The organism is Zhouia amylolytica AD3, assembly GCF_000511935.2.
GTDB lineage: Bacteria > Bacteroidota > Bacteroidia > Flavobacteriales > Flavobacteriaceae > Zhouia > Zhouia amylolytica.
Window position 1 is genome coordinate 1 of the sequence record NZ_AYXY01000013.1, and the last position, 20,997, is coordinate 20,997.

The window sequence follows — 20,997 nt, forward strand, 5'->3', positions numbered from 1 at the left end:
GAATGGATAAACTTTCTTGACTCGGCGGAAATTCTTTGAATGTTTCCAGGAACCCTGATAGGTGAGTTCCAACCTGACCAATAATCCAACTTCTGTTTTCTGCCCATTCATCATATCCGCGTGATTCTGTAAATCGCTCAAATGGATCTAATTTTAAATTAATGATATACGGCGTGGTTAATACTGACTGCGTCGACCTGAACCAGGCATCTTGTTCTCTAAACAGTACTTTCCAGTCACCATAACGCATGCCGTGTAAAGTAGCTTCTGTAAAATAATAGAATTCCTTTCGTTTACTCTTACCTTGATTCAGTAAAAGATCGCTTTGGTCATAACCATCGAGATGTACCTTATAGGTTTTATCACCAATTTTACGACCTGTCAGTAAATCTTCTTTTATGCCCGGTTCCCCTACAAATGACATAAGGGTAGGCATCCAGTCTTCCATGGTCATAAATTCTCCTGTAGCAGTTCCAGCAGGGATATGATCCGGCCATCTTACTGCAACGGGAACTCTAAATCCGCCTTCCCATCCGCCGACACCTTTCTCGCCATGAAATGGTTGGTTACCTCCATCAGGCCAGCTGTTTGATGCGGCTCCGTTATCGGTAGAAAACATAACAATGGTATTTTCGTCAAGACCTAATTCTTCCAAAAGGTCTAATAATTCTCCAACATCATCGTCTAATTCCATCATGCCGTCGGCATATATACCATAGCCACTTTTGCCATCATATTCGTCATTTAAATTGGTTCGATAATGCATACGGGTCATATTATGCCAGACAAAAAACGGTTTATCGTCTTTGGCAGCATCTCTGATAAAGCGCTTAGATTGTTCTAATACATCCTGATCTAAATTGCGTTGCACATCACGTCCCCAAGGTCCGAGGTCTTTAATTTCCTGTTTTCCGTTGCTTAAAGCTTTTGAGTGGATGATTCCACGTTGCTTAAGATGCAGGCGCTCTAAAGTAGCGTCGTCTTTTGGATAATCGTATTGTTCAGGATATTCTCCGGCATTTAAATGATATAGGATGCCATAGAATTCATCAAAACCGTGTGCTGTTGGTAAGTGTTCATCTCTATCTCCTAAATGATTTTTACCAAATTGACCGGTGGCATAGCCTAAAGGTTTAAGCATTTGAGCCAAGGTGGGATCGCTACCCTGTATACCTTCTTTGGCCCCTGGTAAGCCAACGGTACTTAACCCCGTACGCATTGGGTATTGTCCTAAAATAAAAGCGGCACGTCCGGCTGTACATGAGGCTTGGGCGTAGTGATCCATAAATAACATTCCTTCATTGGCAATTCGATCGATGTTCGGAGAAGTGCCTCCCATCATTCCGCGGTGATAGGCACTAATGTTCCACATTCCTACATCGTCTCCCCAAATGACAAGAATGTTAGGTTTGTCTTGTGCATTACTGACTAATGGAATGAGTAGTAAAATGCAAAGTGTCTTGAAAAAGCGAGCTGTGTTCTTCATGAGTTAATTTAATTAATGATTTAATAAATGAGTTGTTAAGGTTTTTCCGAAGTGAGGGATAGCTATCAGGAAATGTTGTTTTACCCAATTGCACTGTAAACAAAAGCAAACGAATGTTTTTTTCATAATCATGGTTGAGGCTATGTTGATCTATAACAGTAGGAAATGGTTTATGAAAAAATAGTCTTAGCATGTATGTTTGTTTTATGTGCTATAAAAACATACGAGGTCGAAATTTAATTTTCTTTTAGAATTCAAATTTCAGAGGAGATTTCTAAGATAAGGAATATTTATATAAAATGGTATTTTTCTTATTTAAGATAATAAAAAATTATTAAAATTAATTGGCTGGTTATTTGATATACACTTATTGATGCTTTGCACTTAATCACTCATACGAGTAAATGGCATTTTTTTAGAAATATAATGCCGTAGGTAACAAAAGTTGCTGACTAGCTTTTTGTTGACATCTATTTTTGTGGTATAATTTTTAAAAAGAGAAATTATGGAGATGGAGAATCTAATCAGGGAAGATAAGGGTACGATTATAGATGTGCGTAACCGACATGAGTTTAGTTCAGGGCATGTTGAGGGCTCGGAGAATATACCATTAAATGAGATCTCAGGGAGACTTGAAGAATTAAAACAATTACCAGGGCCATTAGTGCTATGCTGTGCCTCAGGAATGCGAAGCGGACAAGTAGAGCGGTTTTTAAAAGAAAATAATATTCCATGTGTGAATGCCGGTTCATGGATGGACGTTAATTATATTAAACACTCATAATTATGCTGAATATATTTAAAAGACTTTTTAGATCAGGGACAAGTCCGGATTTTACTGAATTGTTAAAAAACGATGGAATTATCATTGATGTACGGACCACTGGTGAGTACGCCTCGGGTCATATTAAAGGATCTCAAAACATTCCATTAAATGTGTTACCCGCTAATCTTTCTAAGTTAAAGGACAAGGGTCAGCCTATCATTACTTGTTGTGCTTCGGGTATGAGAAGTGCCACGGCCAAAAATATTCTTAAAAATCAGGGATATACGAATGTGCACAACGGCGGTGGTTGGAGGAATCTATATTATAAGATATCTTGATTAAAAGCAAAATCCTAAAGGGTTGGAATATATCACGAGTAGTATTTCTGGGTACGGGGATTCTAGTGCTTATTCAGGGTATTCAATATGGGCAGTGGCCAGGGCTTCTTTTAGGACTTTATTTGTTTCTTAAAGGGCTCTAAGGGCTTGGTTGTGCCGGAGGATACTGTAGCGGAGGAGGCTGCGATATTTCACCGGAAGATGATATTAAGTAAGGTTGAGGTTTTGGTTATTCATAAAAGATGATCGTAGGTTATACTTACGATCATCTTTTTTATATTCTTTAGTTTGTTTTTAATTCTTATTTCCCTTTCGCGTAGTTAATGTTTAAATCATTAGTCCTTACGGCTTTCAATTTTTCTTTCAGCTTATGCTGCATTTCCTGAACAATGGTTTTGAACTGCGGATTATAGGCGAGGTTATTGTATTGTTTTTCGTCGTATTCCATATCGAAGAGTTCCATGCCTTTGCTGGCGTCTTCCCCATATTGAATATATGCCCATTTATCAGTTCTGATAAGAAAGGTATCTCCTCCCTGGGTGGTAGAAAATGCATAGTCTCTGATTTCTACTTCAGGATTCGTTAGCGATGGACTGAGATCTTTTCCCTGAAGTCCTTCGGGTGCTTTTAACCCAGCCAGGCTTGCAACGGTAGGATACAAGTCTAAGAGTTCTGCAAAAGAATGGCATACTCCTGGGGCTTTTCCAGGTACTTTAATGATCATAGGGACTCTTACCGACTCTTCATGAAGGCTTACCTTCATCCAAAAGCGATGCTCACCTAAATGGAAACCGTGGTCTGATGTGAAAATAACGATGGTATTATCTTCTAAATTTTCCTCTTCCAGGGTTTTAAGTATTTTTCCTACCTGTGCATCCATAAAGGATACAGAAGCATAATAGGCAGCGATAGCCTTTTGCTCTTGTTCTGTACTCATTTTAGCATTTACTGAAGTCACGTAGTTGATGCCCCTTGCTGGTATATCGTCCCAATCATTTTCAACTTGTGGAGGAACTACCATTTGTTGGTAAGGATAAGGTTCGAAATACTTTTTGGGGGCTACGAAAGGCACATGCGGTCTAACGAGACCTACGGCTAAAAAGAATGGGGCCTTTTTATGTTTTTTAATAAGCTCAATAGCTTTATGAGCTGTTTTTCCATCAGAATGTACCAGGTCATCACCGTCGGCTTTCACGGTAGTCATTACATTTCCACCTTTACGTTCGATCGTATTATACGGATTGTTTTGGACTAGTTCTGCTTCCCCTTTTGCTTGCCATTCCGGGCCTTGACTATTGAAGCGTTCAGTCCATGATGCTTCATCATCTTTGCCATTACTGCCTTTTTCGATATCAATGGGTACTCCCATATGGTATATTTTACTTACTCTGGCGGTATAATATCCATTGTTTTTGAATAACTGGGCAAACGATATTTTATCATTTCCTACATTTTCCCTTCCGCTGACATAGCCATAGGTTTGTGTGGCATTTGGATAGTAACCGAACATTAAGGAAGCCCGAGAAGGACCACAAACCGGATATTGAGAATAGGCACGAGAATAGAGGGTGCCTTCCTGTGCTAATTGATCTATATACGGAGTTTTACAGACCTTGTTTTCATACGATGAAACCGCTGTGGCAGTCAGATCGTCGGCAATGATGAATAGTACATTCATCTTTTTCTTAGCGTCGTTCTTTAAATTTTGTGCTTTCAACGGTAGGAGTGCACAAATAAACAGTAAAGACAGGATGGTAAAGGTATTTTTCATGGTGCTTAATGAATTCTGAATGCATTTGTCATTATTCTGAATAATAGGGCAAGCAATTTATGAAAAATTAGGAGTATTGCCCTAATATATTTCATGTATAATGGCGGTTTGAAATTCTCATGAAATTAATTAAATAAGATCCGTTTTGATAGCGTATTTCACCAGGCCGATCATGTTTTTAGCTTCCGTTTTTCTCATGAGGTTTTTTCTATGCGTTTCGATTGTGTTTTTGGAAACGCACAGGGTATCAGCAATCTCCTGAGTGCTATATTCCCGAGCGATTAGTTTTAAAATTTCTTTTTCTCTGTTACTTAGGATAATATTTTGGTTCGAATTATCTTTTTTAAAAATGCTGTTGTTCAAAATTGCTTGAACGCTTTGAGGGAAAAAACGATGTCCGCTGCAAATTTCTGCTATGGCTTTGAGCAAGGTTACTTTTCCGGAATTTTTCAGGATGTATCCGTTAACCCCGGCCTTTATGGACTGATGAATGGTAGCACTACTTTGGTGTGAACTGATTGCTAAAATTTTAATTGTGGTATCGAAACTTCTTACGGCCTTAACGAAGGATATACCGTTTAAGCCGGGCATTTCTATGTCGGTTATAATTAAATCGGGGGTTTGTTCTTTTAAAATATTTAGGGCTTGTATACCATTATAAGCAATCCCAATAATTTCAAGATGCTCCTCTTGATTTAAGATAGCGGTTATTCCTTCCAAGAACATTTTATGGTCGTCTACAACAAGTATTCTATAGATTTCAGGCATGAGCTAAAGGGATATTTATATTGATAGTGGTTCCAGTATTAGGAATAGATTCAATTTGAATTTCACCATTGAGCGTATTAATTCTGGTTTTAATATTTGAAAGTCCTAATCCAAGATTTGCCTTGGATGGGTTAAAACCGACTCCATCATCTTCTATAATAAGGTTGAGATAATCTTCATGTACCGTTATATTGATGTTACAGTAGTTGGCCTCAGCATGTTTAAAAATATTAGTTAAAATTTCTTTTAATACAGGGTAAAGTTCGGTTTGAATGGTATTCGAAATAAAGTTAATTTGGTTGTGCGGAAACAGGTAAAGTTCGACGATTGTTTTATTAGAATTATATTGGTCAACCAGATCTTCAAGAGATAATGTGAAGGGTTTGTCTGCAGGTTGAACGAAGAGATTCTGAGAAACCATTCTTAGTTCGTTATAGGTGGTGTCTACATTTTTGATTATATAATTTAACTGTTCTTCTTCAGACTTCAGGTGGGTTAATTGCATTTTAATAGCCGCAAGATTTCCGCCTATACTATCATGCAGATCTTTAGCAATTCTGCTTCGTTCTTGTTGTTGACCGTCCAATTTCGCCTGAATGCGTTCTGCCTTTTGAGTTTCTTTTAATGTAGCCAGTTGTTGATTTGCCAGTTCATCTTTTTTGTTTAGGAGGTCTTTTTGGAATTTGAGTTTTTGTTTGTAAAGTAAGAACAATATGAAAATTAACACTCCCAATACAATCAAGGAAATCAAGAGTATGTTTCGCTGTTTTATTTGAGATGCGATCAGGTCGTTTTGTGCTGCAATTTTTATTTCATTGATTTCATTGCGGTGTTTAACTTCATATACTTCAATTTGGGTTAATTTTTCGGAATTGAAGATACTGTCCTTTACAGCTTTTGCCTGATTGTTATAGTGCCTTGCTGCACTGGAATCCCTGATGGTTCGGGAGTATTCAACATAGGTTTCAAAGAATTTTTCCCGATGCCGCAATGATCCTTTCGTCAATGTTATCGGGTTAGCCATTTCCAGGTAATACAATGCACTTTTTAGGTCTGGTTTATTTAGGTTGATGTTCGCTAAAAGTGTGTAAACCGGTATTAAATATGGGGTCAGTTTTATATTTTCAAAATATTCTTTTGAATTCAAGAGAATCTTTTCTGCCTTTGCGAGGGAGTCTTTCAAGATTAATGCATTGGCAATATTGGTTTGATTAATCTGGTAGTTCGTTTTGTCTGTTTTGTTGGCAAAATAGGCTTCTGCCTTTCGGTAGTAATACAAGGATGAGTCGAGGTCTTTTTTAATAAGGGCATCTCCTAATCCCATATAGCAGCTGTTCTTAAAAAATGGACTAATGTTGGAGTATGACAGTGCTGTTCTGAATTGTTTTTCGGCCTGTTCTAAGTCTTTTATATACCAATAGGTATAACCGAGGTGATAGTATAACTTGCTGCGTAACTTTTCCTGATCGCCCGGAACCTTTAATAATGCATTGTAAAGTTCCTGAATCGCCTGGGGATAATTTTCTGTTTTTTTATCTACCTGGATTCCTCCTATGACAATATCGACATAGATATCCGGAAGATCCTGTATGATACCGGGGATGTAGTTAAAGATTTCTTTTGAATCTTTATAAAGTGTTGCAGCTGAATCGTACTGATTCAGTTTTTCAAATAGCTTTGCTTTTTCAGCATTGAGTATTAATTTTAAAGGAACCAGTCGTGGTATTGTATCCAGATATTTTTTGATTTCATTATAGCCGGAAATGGCTTTTACGTATTCCTTTTGATCTTTGTGCTTCGAAACCTCGTTAAGAATTTCTTCAATATATTTTTCTTCGAATGAGGTAAGGTCCAGACGATAATTTTGTGCATGAACAAAAGCTGAAATGAAAAGGCAGAACGCTAATAAAATGGTTTTGTTCATGTAATTTCGGGGTGTTTAAAAACAAATGTATGAAATTATAGAAACTTAAAATTCACGGAAAACGGTGATAAATGGATGGGTTTTATATTCTTTATTTGAATCATTCATTAATGTGTAATTCTGAAATCAAATCTTATGATGAATAAAGTATTGCTATTCGTTTTTTTATATTTCCTGACTTATGGATGTGATGGAGATGATGATTTAAACCAACCCTATGTGGCTGTGGTTCTTCCTGAATTGGTTACCTCTGATAAGACCATAACCATTGAAGGTGAGGGGCTAGATAATAAACCGATTATAGTGTATAACGGCAATACCATTTCCGATTTTACGGTTAGTTCGGAGCGGATTACATTCCAATTACCCGAAGGTAGTAGCAGTGGAGTTCTGGAACTAAGTCTTGAACAAGCTGATTTTTATTTTGACACCTTTATTAAGGTAGTGGATGACCGATGGGGGCAGTTACCTTCCTTACCCTTTACCCAATTTGAAATGGTAAATTCTTTGGTTGGATATGCTACTATTGATGATGGAAGTTTGAGTAAAAGAAGACTTTATAAAACAATAGATGGAGGATTGAACTGGACAGTAATTTTAGAGACAGAGGCTGCTTCGTTCTTTTTTGATGCCTATAATTCGAACCAGCTATGGGTATATGCGGGTTCAAACCGTTTTTACAGATCAATGGATGGTGGTTTAAATTGGGATGAAACTACAGTGCTGGATCTAAGGTATCTTGTTAAGCGTTTATTTTTTGTAAGTGACCAGGACGGTTTTTTGATTGCAGAACGAGGGGGGAACACCTATGTGTTTAAATCGGAAGACGGCGGAGTACAATGGAAGCAGTCCATTGAAATTAATGCCTACGATTTGGATATAGTTCAGACTTCTACCAGTAGTATTCAGCTAATAGATTACAAAACCGGAACTCTTTATACAACAAGTGATTTAGGAGTTGAATGGTTTCAAGGAGCAATTGATCTGGAGTTAGGCGTGGGTGCCAAAGTTGGTTATGGCGATATAGGATATGCTTTTTGGAATGCCTCTATAAATGATAAGCAATCGTTTTATATTAAAGAGAATCCGAATGATCTGTGGAAAATGGTTAGTTTACCAGAATTTATAGCGAATCAAAAAATCATTTATATACATCTTTTTGACACCGATAATATTTATATATTAACTAAAGAGGGCGGGAATTTATATAGCACAGACGGAGGTGTTTCATGGCAGCTCTTCTTTTCGGAATCTATTCCTGTAACCGCTGTAACCGCTTTGGATACTACGATATTTAAAATTGGTAAGGGATTATTGGAGAAACAGGAATTTTAATTGTTTTGATTATCAGTTCGTTTGCTTTTTAGTTTTATAAAAATCCCGATTTTATTTAAAAATATTCGATTTTATATTGCTTAGTATTTGTAAGGGTTATATATTTGCACCGCTTTTGTAGCAAAGAATTACAAAGCTGGTTGCGTAGCTCAGCTGGATAGAGCATCTGCCTTCTAAGCAGACGGTCGCAGGTTCGAATCCTGCCGCAATCACTTTTTTTGAAACCAAAAAACAGCAAAACCTTGCAAATCAGATGATTAGCAAGGTTTTGTAGTTTTAAAGACCCCATATAATTTGATATAATACGGGTTTAAATGTCAACAAATCGGTCAACACTTTTGATTGATCAATTTTGTTGACCGAATTAGGGGTTAATTTGCTGATATACAGAGTTATAGTTGATTTGACTTTCAAGGGATTTTAAGTTTAATTAAAAACACATTTCAACTATGAAAACTTCACAAACATTTTCCATTCTATTTTGGGTCAATGCATCCAGGGCAATCGACGGTCAGGCGAAGTTATACGCCAGGGTAACTGTAAATGGTAAAAGAGCTAATTTTAGTCTTAAAAGACATATTAAACTATCGCTTTGGGACCCAAAAAGATCAAAACTGAAAGGTAACAGTGCTTATGCTCGTTCGGTCAACAAATACCTCGACCAAACTCATATGGAGATTTTTCAAGCCTATGAAGAGCTCAGAAAAGAAACGGATGTAATAACTGCTGATGCCATCCGGAGAAAGTATTTAAAAGAAGATCAGCAATACAAGAGCCTCGAGGAGTTGTTTGCCTATCACAACAAGATTTCGGAAAGGCAATTGCAAAAAGCTACCCTTCGGCATTATAAAACCACTCAGCGTTATTTAAGAGAATTTATCTATGAGAATAAGGGGTTAAAAAATGTTGCGCTAGATCAGGTAAATTATAAATTCTTGATTGGGTTTGAGCATTTTTTAAGAAACTATATTCCCACAGACCATCAAAAACCTATAGGGAATAATACAGTGATGCGTCATATGACCCGATTGAAGAAAATGACCAATATGGCAATAAGGCTTGAATGGTTAATGAAGGATCCTTTTCTGAATTACAAGACGAAATATAAAAAATCTGAACGGACCTATCTGAACGCCGGAGAACTTAAAATCATTGAAGAAAAGTCTTTAAGTATTGGGAGACTAGAATATGTACGAGATTTATTTGTTTTTAGCTGCTATTCCGGGCTATCCTATATTGATATCATGCATCTAAAACAAGAGCATTTGCAAATGGGATTTGATGGCAATATTTGGATTGTCAGTAAACGTCAAAAGTCAGGAACTACCTCTAAGATCCCATTATTGGAAAAAGCAAAGGCCATTGTGCTTAAATATGGAGAAGATCCAAGAGCCAGGCATGAGGGGAGGTTGTTTCACAAAATATCGAACCAGAAGTTAAATGCGTATTTAAAGGAGCTGGCTATTCTATGTGATATAAAAAAAACTCTAACCTTTCATATGGCAAGGCATACTTTTGCAACGACTGTTACGCTATCGAATGGCGTACCCATTGAAACGGTTTCAAAAATGTTAGGGCATACCAAACTGGCCACTACACAAATCTATGCGCGGGTGTTGGATAAAAAGATTAGTGAGGATATGAGGGCACTCTCATCCAAATTAAGAGGAGCGGAGCAAGATGAATATAGAGAATAACTTATTTGTTACTCATTAAGGGGATAGATTTGATGCATAATTCTTATCTGGATTTTAGGTTTAAGACACATAAACGGAATCAACCATTTTTTGTGATAAAATTTGGTTCTACACATATTAGCCTAAGTCGTTTTTAAAGTATGAATAGTATGCAGTAAAAAACCAGACCATAGAATTTAAATCTATTTCGGAACACTCTATTGGAGGTATTTGATTGGATATCAGTGTCCTGTAGGATCATGGAAAAAGGGAGAAGTTTTTTATTTAGAATCTTTTTAAATAATGTTTGATTTTCTAATAATAACCTATACTTTTGCCTCTAATTTTAAATGAATCTAAATAAGATTAAGTATAATGAAACTTATTACTCTTTTCACATGCTTACTAATATCATTTAGTGCATTCTCCCAATCTGTACTGGAGGGAACAGTTACTGATAATAAAAACCAACCTGTTTATGGAGCGACTATTTATATAGAAAACCTCCAACTTGGAACCACAGCAGATACCAATGGAAATTTCAGGCTGACAGGTATAAAAGAAGGTTCATGGAAAGTGACCTTTAGAATGTTAGGTTTTAAATCACAAACTAAGACTTTGACTTTTAAGCCCAACGAAGTACTTCATTTTTCTGTTGTTTTGCAGGAGGAGTTAAACGGCTTAGATGAGGTGGTTGTTTCGGCAAGTAGAAATTCGGAATACCTTTCTGAAATACCTGCTTCTGTTACCGTTGTAAATGAAGCCAAACTACAGGAACTTTCCAATGCTACAACTAACATTAGTGAGATATTAGAATTTACCGTTCCTGGTTTGGCAGTATCAACAGGAACCTTTTCAAATTGGGGGCAAACATTACGAGGACGTTCGTTGCTCGTAATGGTTGATGGCATTCCTCAATCTACTCCGCTGAGAAATGGCCAATTGGGAATTAAATCAATAAATCCTAACGATATTAGCCGTGTTGAGGTTATAAAAGGTGCTACTTCTATTTTTGGTAATGGAGGTAACGGAGGTTTTATAAATTATATTACTAAAAAACCTAATGCCACTAAAAAAATAGAAGGCTCCACAAATGTGTGGGGCACTGGAAATTTAGCTAAAACCAAAGATGCTTTTGGTTATGGATTCTACCAATCCTTGAAGGGCAATTTAGATAAGTTCAATTATTATATTAGCGGAAGCTATGAAAAAACGGCTAATAAATATGATGCCGATGGTGCTGTTATTTTACCAACTTATGGATTGGATAATACTCAAATATATAGTACGCTTGCTAAAATTGCCTATTCGATATCTGATAATCAGAGTATAACCCTATCTGGTAATTTATATAAATCGGAACAAGACACTCCATTTATACCAGTTCCTGCCGAATTTCAAGTTTTTAATGAAGAAGGTGATTATGAACTGACACCTGGTTATGGCGTTGAAGGATCTATTGATGGCCAAAAACCTACAGGATCAACGCTCATAAACGGACAACTAACCTATGATCTGAAAGATATTTTTTCGGGTACTACCAATTTTACCACAGATGTTTATTATCAGAATACGGAGAATATCTTTTTTTATTCTGATAAGTTTGAAAATGGAGGACAATCTGTTATTAATGCAGAGAAATTTGGTTTCAGACCGAACTTCAGTACCACATTGTATCCAAGTAATACCACAGATGTAACGTTAACTTACGGTTTAGACATTCTTAAAGACAAAACAAATCAAGGGCTGCTTGATGGAAGATTATGGGTTCCGAATATTAAAATGTTAAGTTGGGCTCCATACCTTCAAACAACTTTTAAGTTCGATGAAGAATGGATTCTGAAAGCGGGATTGAGATATGATGACATGAACCTTGATATTGACGACTACAATACATTGCCCTATTCACCGCTTGGCGATGGTAACTACAACCCTTCGGTAGCAGTTGAAGGTGGTAAAATTAATTTCAATAACCTGGCTTTCAATGCAGGAATTAGGTATATAAGGCATCAGGAATTTATCCCATACGTAAGTTACTCGCAGGGATTTTCTATTGCAGACCTTGGTTCAGTACTTCGATCCGCTACGGCTGATAATATTAATGATATTCAGCTAGAACCGGCTGTGACCAAAAATTATGAATTTGGATTCATGTCTAAATTTAATAATTTTAAGCTAGAGGCGGTAGGATACTATAGTACTTCTAATTTAGGTACAGGTGTAACTTTTGATGAAAATATAAATTCATTTGTTCCTTCCAAACGACCTCAAAACATATATGGGGGTGAAGTGGCTATCGATTATGTCTTTGATAACAATAAGTTACAGTTGGGCACTTCATACTCTTATGTAGAAGGGCATACCCATAATGCCGGAAATGAAAATAATTTGGTTTACTTAGGAGGTGATGTTATTGCCGCTCCAAAATTGACTGCTTATGTAACATGGAGCCCTATTAAAAGGTTGACCACCTCATTGAGGATGACTAATCTTGGTGATAGAAAAAGGTTTGATCCGTATTTAGATGCAAATGATAACTATACTTACCGACATACCCAGTTTCCTGTAGAGGGCTATACCTTGTTAAATTGGTCTGCTTCCTACCAGATACAAGCTAATATGTCAGTTTCTTTAGCTATAAACAATCTATTAAATGAATATTACATGCCGGCCAGATCACAATGGGCAGCACCGTTAAGAACGTTTACCGGTACAGGCGAGGGGACTAATGCTAAATTAAGTCTTCAATATAATTTTTAAACACGTTGAATCAGTGCTCATGAATTCATGAGCGCTGATTTCTTAAATTCAAATTATTTGTTGATTTCATTTCACAAGATAATACGGAAAATACATCTATGGTTAGGGTTAACCTGTGGTCTTATTGCATCGTTTTCCGGACTTACCGGATCTTTATATGTCTGGCAACCGGAAATAGCGGCTTTACTTAATCCTGAATTATTACGAGTTGAAAACATTGAACAAATTAATGATTCTATTATATTAAATTCGGCATCTACTTTAATAGAAGCGCACAATGACAGTATCAACAAAGTCTTCCTTCCCTATCGTGAGCAAAAAACGATATCTTTACTATTCAATAATGGTAAAACCCATTATTACCATCCAGTAAATAACACGTTTTTGGGTGAGAAATCTACTTCAATAAAATTCTTTGAGAATCTATTAAGTGTACATAGAACCCTGGGGATTCCTAAATTTGGTAAATATATTATAGGAACCAGTGCGGTTGTTTTTTTCCTGTTGCTTTTAACATCTGGTATTTATATTTGGTGGAAAATCTATGCCAGGAAATTGAGAAAAGGATTTAGAATTAAATGGAAAAGTAAAAAGAGAAAATTTAATTTTGATCTGCATAAAGTTCTGGGGATCTATTTTATAACTCCCTTGTTTGTTATTTCCTTTACCGGTGCTTATTTTACCTATAATACGACTTATAAAGAAGCTTTAAAATTGTTTGACAAGAGAGAGCAGGTATCAGATTATTCAGAGAAATCTATTATCAATGAATCGTTAACTCTAAATGAGTATTTATTAGATCAAAATAATGATTATGCCATTAGAGCAATTTATTTTCCTCAAGAAAAGACGGATGGTTACAAAATCCGGTATATAAAAGATCGCTTTATACAATCTGGACTACGAAAAACCAAAGAGGTTGTGTTAAATGCAAATGGTACCGCTATAACCTCGTCTGATTATGATATCGATGCTAATAGTTTGAGAATTGCTGCCCAATTTTACCCTATCCACATTGGGGAAATTATGGGGTTAACCGGTAGGCTTTTAGTTTTTATTTCAGGATTTATTCCATTAATCTTATTCGTTACCGGATTGAGAATATTTTTGTCAAAAAAAAAGTGATTTAAAGTTCATTATGCGTTTCGGTCTCAACAATGCTAATACTACTATGAATTCTAGTAAAACCCTGTAAGCTATAGAGTTTTTTTAATAGAGGAGTAGTTATAAAAGGAGATGTATTGGATACTTCTTTTAAGTAAATATTTTTAGTGATTTATCAGCAAGGATATAAGTGTGCAATATTTCAGGAGGATTAAATTATAGTCAATAGGAGTAATATAATGATGGCAATGCCTATTAGGCCTGGAATGATATAAACTAATTTGAGATGCCTGTAAGACCAGTTCATAAGGTGTTGGCTCTTACTTAAATTGAAGTATAGATTGGGATAACTAAAATAGGGGAGTTTGAGCATATAGTTTTCAGTTACACCTTGATTCTTCTGATCCTTGGGAGATAGTTTAATGGGGTTAAACCTTTCATTAATGATGCTTTCTTCTAGCTCATAGTGAATATTAGCTGTAGTCTTTAAGGATTTGTCTACGACACGTTTTGCGTGATATCCATGATAAATGGCAATCTTGTTTTTATCTAACAGGATGTAAGATTGGCTTAAATCTGCATCACAGATAGCATTTAACGTAGAATTGTCATAGGTGACTGTTATGCGCATAGATCGATTAAAAGTTGCGGGCAAATGTAATATTATATTATAAAATTCATACGATAAAGAGTTGGATTAACTATTTAAAAAATAAAAAGTATGCGATTTGATCGATGGATTAAATCAAACTTTTAGGCCTATGGATATACAATTTCACCGATCTAATCGTTAGGGTAGGGTATTTCGAAATTATAAATTAAATCTTATGAAAGAACTATTAGAAAAAATTGAAGCGGAATTAGCTAGTTGTAAAGAAAGAGATGTATTTGTTAAAATTACAGTGGGGTGTAAGTAAATAATGTCGCATATTTTTTATAAATGGACATAAATTATAAGACACCAAATCTTCCTTGAGAATCCTCATAACTAAAGATAGACCTTGTATAGCCGAAAGGACATTATCCTTTGTTTATAATGGCTATATCAATATTTGGCTATTGTTTTTTATTCTTCCATCCACAAAGCCGGCCAATTATATACTTTCGAAATGGCTCTGGTTATTTCATGTATTAATGGAAATCCATTATCGGAATTTGTCATAATTACTAATCCACGCCCTTTATCGGCAAAAGAAACCACGTAACACCTGAATCCTGCATTAACACCAGTGTGCCTAAAACGAAATGCCGCTCCGGTTCCGTCTAATCCTATTCCTGTACCACCTGCATTTGGTACTCTTTTCATCATTAATTGTGCAGAACTTTGTTTTAACAGACCTCCATCTTCACCTCTATAAGATTTTCCCAAGGCGATCATAAAAAGTGCTAAATCTGATGGGGTAGACCAAAGCCCTGCAGCCGCCTTTTCAGGATACAGGAAATAGCCACCTTCAATAACGTTTCCGGAGGAATCGTATCCATGGGTCGTTAAATTATTTATTCTTTCCGGAAGGGGATAATCAAAAGAACTACTTTTCATTCCAATTGGTTTAAAAATTAAATCTTTAGTTAACTTAGAAAAGTTCTGGTTGCTAACATCTTCCATTAATAATTGCAATACCTGCATTGCTCCACCTGAATAAAATTTAGATGTACCGGGTTTTTGAAAGACTCGTACAGGCTCTGAATTTATTGTTTTACCTCCCTTTAATATCTGTGTGAGAGTAGGTATAGTATCTTTTTTATTATAACCTCTAAAACCAGATGTGCTTAAACCAGAGGTATGACTCATTATTCTTCTGGGAGTTACCTTTTCTTTTATTGTAAACTTGTTTTCAGGAATTTGCCATCTTTTCAGTTTTATATTGACATTTTCATCCAAAATAATTTTTCCATTTTCGATAAGTTTAAAGGCTAACGCGCAGGCCACCGGTTTAGATATTGATGCCGCTTGAAAAATAGTGTTTTCATTTACCCTTTCACCAGTTGTCTTATCTTTTATTCCAAACCCTTTTTTCCAAAGAATTTTATTATTATCGAATACTGCAATACTGATTCCGGGAATGTTTAATTCGCTCATTCGCCTCTCGATAGTAGTTGGAATAGAATCACTTTTATTATTCTCGTTTATTCGATAAATGTTTTTTTCCACTTGTTCTTGTAATGAGAAGGTTTCGTAGGTTTTAGAAGAGTTTTTAATTTCTTTTTTTCTTACCGAATTACATGATAAAAGGGTGAAAGCTAGCGTGATTAGACTTAAGTTTATTTTATTCATTTTTACGATGTATAAAGAAGGTGTTTTTTTAGTGTGTTCATTAATTCTTATGATACTTACTTTTTAAACAGTAATTAAAGTTTTATCAATCTCAATTTTTTAGATTTATAACTCTGCAGTTATATTTTATAAAACTTTTGAAAAGCCTCATTTTTCTATTTTCAATTTGAAACTACTACCCGATAATGGGTTTACTATTCTACATTTGGGCAATTATATTATCAAATAATGACTATTAGTTTTCTGGTTGGTAGATTTAATACAGGGAACGTTCATTCCTGAATGACATTACTTTCAGGTAATTAGATCATCTGATTCATTTAGAACTCAAATGAGATTTATGGTTTTTCTGGAAGCAAATTTTAGTCAGTTATAGCATTGGGTGTCCAACAGCTAATTAGCCCCCTTATAGAAATGTTTTATTGTTAGGCGTCATTTTGATTGAACAGGTAATATGTTGACTAACCTTGCTGTACTAATTAATGCCCAGGTTAGTATTAAACGTAATTTCACCTTAATTTTTTAAGCTATTCAAGAGTTCCTTCCAGTTATAATTTTCTTTATTGGCATTATTCCACTTTTCAACATCGGAGAGCATTGTATCAAGTTTATTTTTATCAATCCAATTACCATTGACAAAAACCCCTGAAATTTTACGAGTATTATTAATATCATCTAATGGGTTTTGGTCTAACATTACTATATCGGCAAATTTTCCTATTTCAATGGTTCCTATTTTATCATTAATCTCTAACCACTCAGCAGCCAAACGTGTTGCTGAAGCTAAAGCTTCATTATTTGTTAAGCCGGCTTCTACTAATAATTTAAGCTCCCCATGAAGCGAAAACCCCGAAACAATACCAGAAATACCAGCGTCTGTTCCTGCGACCATAGGAACTCCTGCTTCTTTAAAAGCTTTTACGATAAGGATGTGGAAGTCAATTAATTTTTTATAGTATGCAATTAACTTGTCTGATGCTCCATGGTAACTGTTTGATGTTAACCACTTGCTTTGCATAAGTGGATGTACATATTTAAAACCTGCTAAACTTTTAACATTTTGTAGCGATTCCGCTTGTTTTCTAATAGATACCATATTGGTTAAGTTAGGAATTAACCAGGTTCCATTTTCTTTGGCAAGGCGGGCAAACTCCTGTGCTTTTTCGAAGCTGTGGTCTTCTGTTTGCTTTGATAATTCTTCAGCATGGGCGATTAAACCGAAATGGGGAATAAAAAAATCTTGTGCAGGCTTGCCTTCAAATGCATTTGGAATATGTCCCACTACTTTCATATTTTGTTTTTGGGCTTCATCTACAACTGCTTTAAAAGTTTCTTCGTTCAACCAAGTATATGCTTTGATAAACTCATAACTTTCTTCCTTGGCCAAACGAACAGCGTTTCTTCCATCAGATGGGTTTGAAGCCGTAAGATTTGATTTTTTGCCACCAATAACTTTGGCTAATGCTATTCTTGGCCCAATTACACCTCCTCTTATAATTTCGTTACGTTGTCCAATATTTTCTGGCCTTGCACTTAATTCAAAAATAGTGGTAACACCATTTGCTATGTATGGAGTCATAATGTTTTGAGTTTTCATACTTACTAAAGGACCTTTGGTAGGGTACATTATAAAAGGGGTTCCTTCTGCAAGGGTATGAACATGCATATCTATCAGACCGGGAATAAGCCACTTACCAGTTCCATCGATAACTTTTACGTCTTTGGGTAGCACATTACTATTAATAGATGCTATTTTATTGTCTTCAATGACAATGGTAGCATTTTCTATGACATTATTGTCTTTAGTCATCGGAATGATATTCACATTTTTAATAGCATATCTATTATGTGCCGTATTGTCCTTTTCTAATAATGTTTTATTCTGTGCATTTAAATTTGTGCTGACAAATACAAGTAGTGTGATAATTTTAAGGTACTTCATTTTAAATTTTTGATTGATGATAATAATTAATAATAAGACAACAATTTCGTGTATTGTTACAGTCTCAGGGTTCATAACAAAATCATGAGATTGAAAAAGAACTAATACGGGCGGTTCATTTAATGCCTTATTTTGACAAAGCTAAAACTAAAGGAAGGACAAAAATTGTAAAAAAACGAACTACTCTTTAAATGACCTGCATAACTATTTGGATCAAATATACCGGGAGTTATTTCTTGTAAAGTAAAACCGATATTCATGTTTGGTTGTTTCTTTCATCAGAAGATTTGTTATTAAAAATCGTAATTATTCACTCTTGTTTAATTCTTTTATTTTCATTTTGGCGTGTTCATTGCCTTGATTTAGTTGAAGTGATTTTTTATAGTTTTCGATTGCTTTTTGAGTGTCACCTGCAACTTCATAAGCTTCTCCCAGACTATCAAAAGCATTGGGTGAATTGGGATAGTTTTGTGTATTTAGGATAAAGAATTCAATTGCTTTTGTTTTTTCGTTCTTATTTCTACTTTGAAGCATCCTATAACCAATGCGATTTACAAGGTTTTCGGGAGGTCGGAAATCCCAAGATAGTCGCTGTGAAAGTTTCTGAAATTCGAGCGTTAGTTGCTCTGTACTTTCCACATCTCTATAGGAAATTCCATAGCCTTCAAAAATAGCGGAGATTCCATTATGAAAAGCAATAATAGGAAGAGAGCTATGGTTTTCATTCTCAAAGTATTCCATCTTTGCTGGAAATTCACTGACGCATTTACTATTTAGGGTCTCATAAAATCTGACATGGCGATCGCGATTTCTGATGTTTCTTTTACCCCAATTCGCGGTAGCGATGTACAAGAACCGGTTAAATGAATTTTCAGTTATGGCATTTAATTTACGATCCATGGTTTCGGAATCCCAAGTTCCAAAACTTGGATCTACAGCAATGAAGGCATTGAAAAGTGTTTGGTCCTTTAAATAGGTATGGGAAGCTAATAGTCCTCCTAATGAATGTCCAAAGAGTATTCTATAAGAGGTGGTACGATACTTCTTATCAATCTCTGGAATGAGTTCATTTTCCAGGAAACTTAGAAACCGTTCGCCACCACCTGTATTATTTTCCCTAACTGTAATGACTTTATCAGGGGTATAATCTCTTCTTCTATCTACATTTTGAATTGCAACCACAATCATTTCTGGAATTTTCCAGCTTCTGTAAAGATCAGAACTCATGTAGTTTGTCATTCCTGTTATAGCCTTAAAGTGTACATTCCCGTCAAGAACAATCAGTATCGGATATCTTTTATGGGAAGAATCAATATTATGGTATGAATCAGGAAGGCTAATCCAGTACTCCCTATTTTCATTTAAAGTATTTGAATGGAGACTATGTTTAGAGCCGATTGTAATTTGTTCTAAATTTTGTGATTGTAGTTGTTTGATTCCAAAAAGAACCAGCGCTAGTAGGGTAAGATATTTTTTCATTGTCGTTTATGATTGTAGTCGCTAATAGATTTATTTCCTTGGTTATGACTGGAAGTTAAAGTTTTTTATGAAAAATCAGTTCAAGAACTTTTTAAGATCCGACTTTCAATAACTTTCATAAAATGCTGAGTACGTTTAGGTGAGAGCCTACCAATACTCAACTATACGTGAAATCTTGAAGTTTTTAAATTCAAAAAGTGTCATTTGTAATTCACTTTCTATAATTTCATTTTCTTTTTTTCTAAACAAATCTTTTTTGTACAGTTGCTGCATTAGGTTCTGTCGCATTAAATATCGAGAATTTAAAAAGGTGTTATTTTTAGGAATCACTAAAAAGATATTTTATGTTCAAGCATCATCGTTATCCCAGGGTTGTGATTTTACAAGCGGTTTATTTTAAATTACGATTCACTTTGAGTTATCGGGATGTGGAAGAATTAATGGCAATAAGAGGCGTAAAAGTAGATCATTCTACGATTCAGCGATGGGTTTTCAAGTTTTCTAAAGTGTTAGAAGGCAAAATAATTAAAAGGAAGCGTAGAGTTAGTCGTAGTTGGCGAATGGATGAAACCTATGTAAAGGTAGGAGGGATGGATCACTATTTATATAGAGCGGTAGATAAATATGGCAATACCGTTGATTTTTTGTTAACCAAGCGCAGAATGAAGGGTTCGGCACAGAAGTTTCTCAATAAAGCGATATTGAATAATGGTAAACCCAGAATAATAAATATCGATAAAAGTGGAGCAAATACCTCAGGTATAAAAACATGGAATAATCGTAGTTGTACAGTGAAAAAGATAAAAATTCGTCAATGTAAGTACCTGAATAATATAGTAGAGCAAGACCACCGAACGATCAAACGGCGTATCACAATAAGTTGTGGATTTAAGGAATTTGAGTCCGCTCAAAGGACATTGGCGGGCATAGAAGTGGTACATATAATCAGAAAGGGTCAGATCATAGATTCTAAATCAACGGTGTTTAAAACTTTTTGTTCATTGGCCGCTTAGTTTATAAATTTGAATAGATTTTTAGAATTTCAATTGATTAATGCGACACAACCTAGATTATATATTGACTAAGCTTATTTTCCGAAAGTAGTTTTTGTCTGATTCTTCTAAAGAGTTTAATCATAATTAGATGTTGATTTTAGTCTAACAATACTCGTATATCAACTCCTTGTTGGACTAATTTTTCATAGATGCTTCTCTACAAATCTAATAGATTTATTAATTCAATAAAATTATATTTCTATGTAATTATTTGATTTTCTGATGTTTAATATTGATGTGTCCTTTGGATGGCCTTTGAAATGATGAAGTGTAAAATTTTTTTGGACATCAAATAATCCGATAAGGAAAATTAAAAAT

At 35.3% G+C, this 20,997-nt stretch carries 15 protein-coding genes and 1 tRNA gene; 8 read left to right on the forward strand and 8 right to left on the reverse strand.

Annotated elements, in window-relative coordinates; translation table 11 throughout:
* On the reverse strand, positions 1 to 1,486 hold a 1,486-nt coding region (locus tag P278_RS03650), incomplete at its 3' end, for an arylsulfatase (protein WP_152973882.1).
* 505 nt (positions 1,487 to 1,991) lie between these two features.
* On the opposite strand from P278_RS03650, the gene P278_RS03655 reads away from it, so the two are divergent.
* Together P278_RS03655 and P278_RS03660 are read left to right on the forward strand one after the other, a co-directional pair.
* Positions 1,992 to 2,270 carry a rhodanese-like domain-containing protein gene (locus P278_RS03655; protein ID WP_038262554.1) on the forward strand — a complete coding sequence of 93 codons (279 nt, stop codon included), beginning with the start codon at positions 1,992 to 1,994 and terminating at the stop codon, positions 2,268 to 2,270.
* A gap of 2 nt (positions 2,271 to 2,272) precedes the next feature.
* Entirely contained in the window at positions 2,273 to 2,590 is a 318-nt protein-coding gene (locus P278_RS03660; protein ID WP_038262557.1) for a rhodanese-like domain-containing protein, read from the forward strand.
* 301 nt (positions 2,591 to 2,891) lie between these two features.
* On the opposite strand, the gene P278_RS03665 is transcribed toward P278_RS03660, so the two are convergent.
* From P278_RS03665 to P278_RS03675, 3 genes are all read right to left on the reverse strand, one after another.
* Positions 2,892 to 4,361 (reverse strand): sulfatase, encoded by a 1,470-nt coding sequence (locus P278_RS03665; RefSeq protein ID WP_038262561.1) that lies wholly within the window; start codon positions 4,359 to 4,361, stop codon positions 2,892 to 2,894.
* A 129-nt stretch (positions 4,362 to 4,490) separates the two neighbouring features.
* Positions 4,491 to 5,129 (reverse strand): response regulator, encoded by a 639-nt coding sequence (locus P278_RS03670; protein ID WP_038262563.1) that lies wholly within the window; start codon positions 5,127 to 5,129, stop codon positions 4,491 to 4,493.
* On the reverse strand, positions 5,122 to 7,053 hold the full coding sequence (locus P278_RS03675; protein ID WP_038262566.1) for a tetratricopeptide repeat-containing sensor histidine kinase: 1,932 nt from the start codon (positions 7,051 to 7,053) through the stop codon (positions 5,122 to 5,124). The genes P278_RS03670 and P278_RS03675 overlap by 8 nt, the downstream gene beginning before the upstream one ends.
* A 135-nt stretch (positions 7,054 to 7,188) precedes the next feature.
* Between P278_RS03675 and P278_RS03680 the strand changes: the two genes are divergently transcribed.
* The 5 genes from P278_RS03680 (at position 7,189) to P278_RS03700 (ending at position 13,949) form a co-directional block, all read left to right on the forward strand.
* Positions 7,189 to 8,388, forward strand: a complete 1,200-nt coding sequence (locus tag P278_RS03680; RefSeq protein ID WP_152973883.1) for an IPT/TIG domain-containing protein — start codon at positions 7,189 to 7,191, stop codon at positions 8,386 to 8,388.
* 138 nt (positions 8,389 to 8,526) lie between these two features.
* Positions 8,527 to 8,600: transfer RNA gene (locus P278_RS03685), tRNA-Arg, on the forward strand.
* Between the two features lie 237 nt (positions 8,601 to 8,837).
* The gene (locus P278_RS03690) at positions 8,838 to 10,085 is read left to right on the forward strand and encodes a site-specific integrase (RefSeq protein ID WP_038262572.1); all 1,248 of its coding nucleotides are present in this window, start codon (positions 8,838 to 8,840) and stop codon (positions 10,083 to 10,085) included.
* Positions 10,086 to 10,439: 354 nt separating this feature from the next.
* Entirely contained in the window at positions 10,440 to 12,824 is a 2,385-nt protein-coding gene (locus P278_RS03695) for a TonB-dependent receptor (protein WP_038262575.1), read from the forward strand.
* A 27-nt stretch (positions 12,825 to 12,851) separates the two neighbouring features.
* A complete protein-coding gene (locus tag P278_RS03700; RefSeq protein ID WP_051413387.1) occupies positions 12,852 to 13,949 on the forward strand; it encodes a PepSY-associated TM helix domain-containing protein in 1,098 nt (365 codons plus the stop codon).
* Between the two features lie 190 nt (positions 13,950 to 14,139).
* Here P278_RS03700 and P278_RS03705 read toward each other — a convergent pair whose 3' ends face one another.
* The 4 genes from P278_RS03705 to P278_RS03720 all read right to left on the reverse strand — a co-directional run bounded on the left by P278_RS03705 (position 14,140) and on the right by P278_RS03720 (position 19,624).
* Positions 14,140 to 14,559 carry a hypothetical protein gene (locus tag P278_RS03705; protein WP_038262578.1) on the reverse strand — a complete coding sequence of 140 codons (420 nt, stop codon included), beginning with the start codon at positions 14,557 to 14,559 and terminating at the stop codon, positions 14,140 to 14,142.
* A 435-nt stretch (positions 14,560 to 14,994) separates the two neighbouring features.
* Complete coding sequence (locus P278_RS03710; RefSeq protein ID WP_038262581.1) at positions 14,995 to 16,203, reverse strand: serine hydrolase domain-containing protein; 1,209 nt, start codon at positions 16,201 to 16,203, stop codon at positions 14,995 to 14,997.
* A 514-nt stretch (positions 16,204 to 16,717) separates the two neighbouring features.
* Positions 16,718 to 18,220: an amidohydrolase family protein gene (locus tag P278_RS03715; protein WP_235444242.1), complete on the reverse strand. Its 1,503-nt coding sequence runs from the start codon at positions 18,218 to 18,220 to the stop codon at positions 16,718 to 16,720.
* Between the two features lie 231 nt (positions 18,221 to 18,451).
* A complete protein-coding gene (locus P278_RS03720) occupies positions 18,452 to 19,624 on the reverse strand; it encodes an alpha/beta hydrolase-fold protein (RefSeq protein WP_038262584.1) in 1,173 nt (390 codons plus the stop codon).
* Between the two features lie 344 nt (positions 19,625 to 19,968).
* Between P278_RS03720 and P278_RS03725 the strand changes: the two genes are divergently transcribed.
* Positions 19,969 to 20,637 carry an IS6 family transposase gene (locus P278_RS03725; RefSeq protein WP_038262587.1) on the forward strand — a complete coding sequence of 223 codons (669 nt, stop codon included), beginning with the start codon at positions 19,969 to 19,971 and terminating at the stop codon, positions 20,635 to 20,637.
* Positions 20,638 to 20,997: the final 360 nt, after the last annotated feature.

Coding starts and splice junctions, on each gene's coding strand:
- P278_RS03725 (WP_038262587.1), top strand. CDS start 19,969: ATGTTCAAGCATCATCGTTATCCCAGGGTTGTGATTTTACAAGCGGTT.
- P278_RS03690 (WP_038262572.1), top strand. CDS start 8,838: ATGAAAACTTCACAAACATTTTCCATTCTATTTTGGGTCAATGCATCC.
- P278_RS03675 (WP_038262566.1), bottom strand. CDS start 7,053: ATGAACAAAACCATTTTATTAGCGTTCTGCCTTTTCATTTCAGCTTTT.
- P278_RS03670 (WP_038262563.1), bottom strand. CDS start 5,129: ATGCCTGAAATCTATAGAATACTTGTTGTAGACGACCATAAAATGTTC.
- P278_RS03700 (WP_051413387.1), top strand. CDS start 12,852: ATGAGCGCTGATTTCTTAAATTCAAATTATTTGTTGATTTCATTTCAC.
- P278_RS03665 (WP_038262561.1), bottom strand. CDS start 4,361: ATGAAAAATACCTTTACCATCCTGTCTTTACTGTTTATTTGTGCACTC.
- P278_RS03660 (WP_038262557.1), top strand. CDS start 2,273: ATGCTGAATATATTTAAAAGACTTTTTAGATCAGGGACAAGTCCGGAT.
- P278_RS03720 (WP_038262584.1), bottom strand. CDS start 19,624: ATGAAAAAATATCTTACCCTACTAGCGCTGGTTCTTTTTGGAATCAAA.
- P278_RS03655 (WP_038262554.1), top strand. CDS start 1,992: ATGGAGATGGAGAATCTAATCAGGGAAGATAAGGGTACGATTATAGAT.
- P278_RS03715 (WP_235444242.1), bottom strand. CDS start 18,220: ATGAACCCTGAGACTGTAACAATACACGAAATTGTTGTCTTATTATTA.
- P278_RS03710 (WP_038262581.1), bottom strand. CDS start 16,203: ATGAATAAAATAAACTTAAGTCTAATCACGCTAGCTTTCACCCTTTTA.
- P278_RS03680 (WP_152973883.1), top strand. CDS start 7,189: ATGATGAATAAAGTATTGCTATTCGTTTTTTTATATTTCCTGACTTAT.
- P278_RS03705 (WP_038262578.1), bottom strand. CDS start 14,559: ATGCGCATAACAGTCACCTATGACAATTCTACGTTAAATGCTATCTGT.
- P278_RS03695 (WP_038262575.1), top strand. CDS start 10,440: ATGAAACTTATTACTCTTTTCACATGCTTACTAATATCATTTAGTGCA.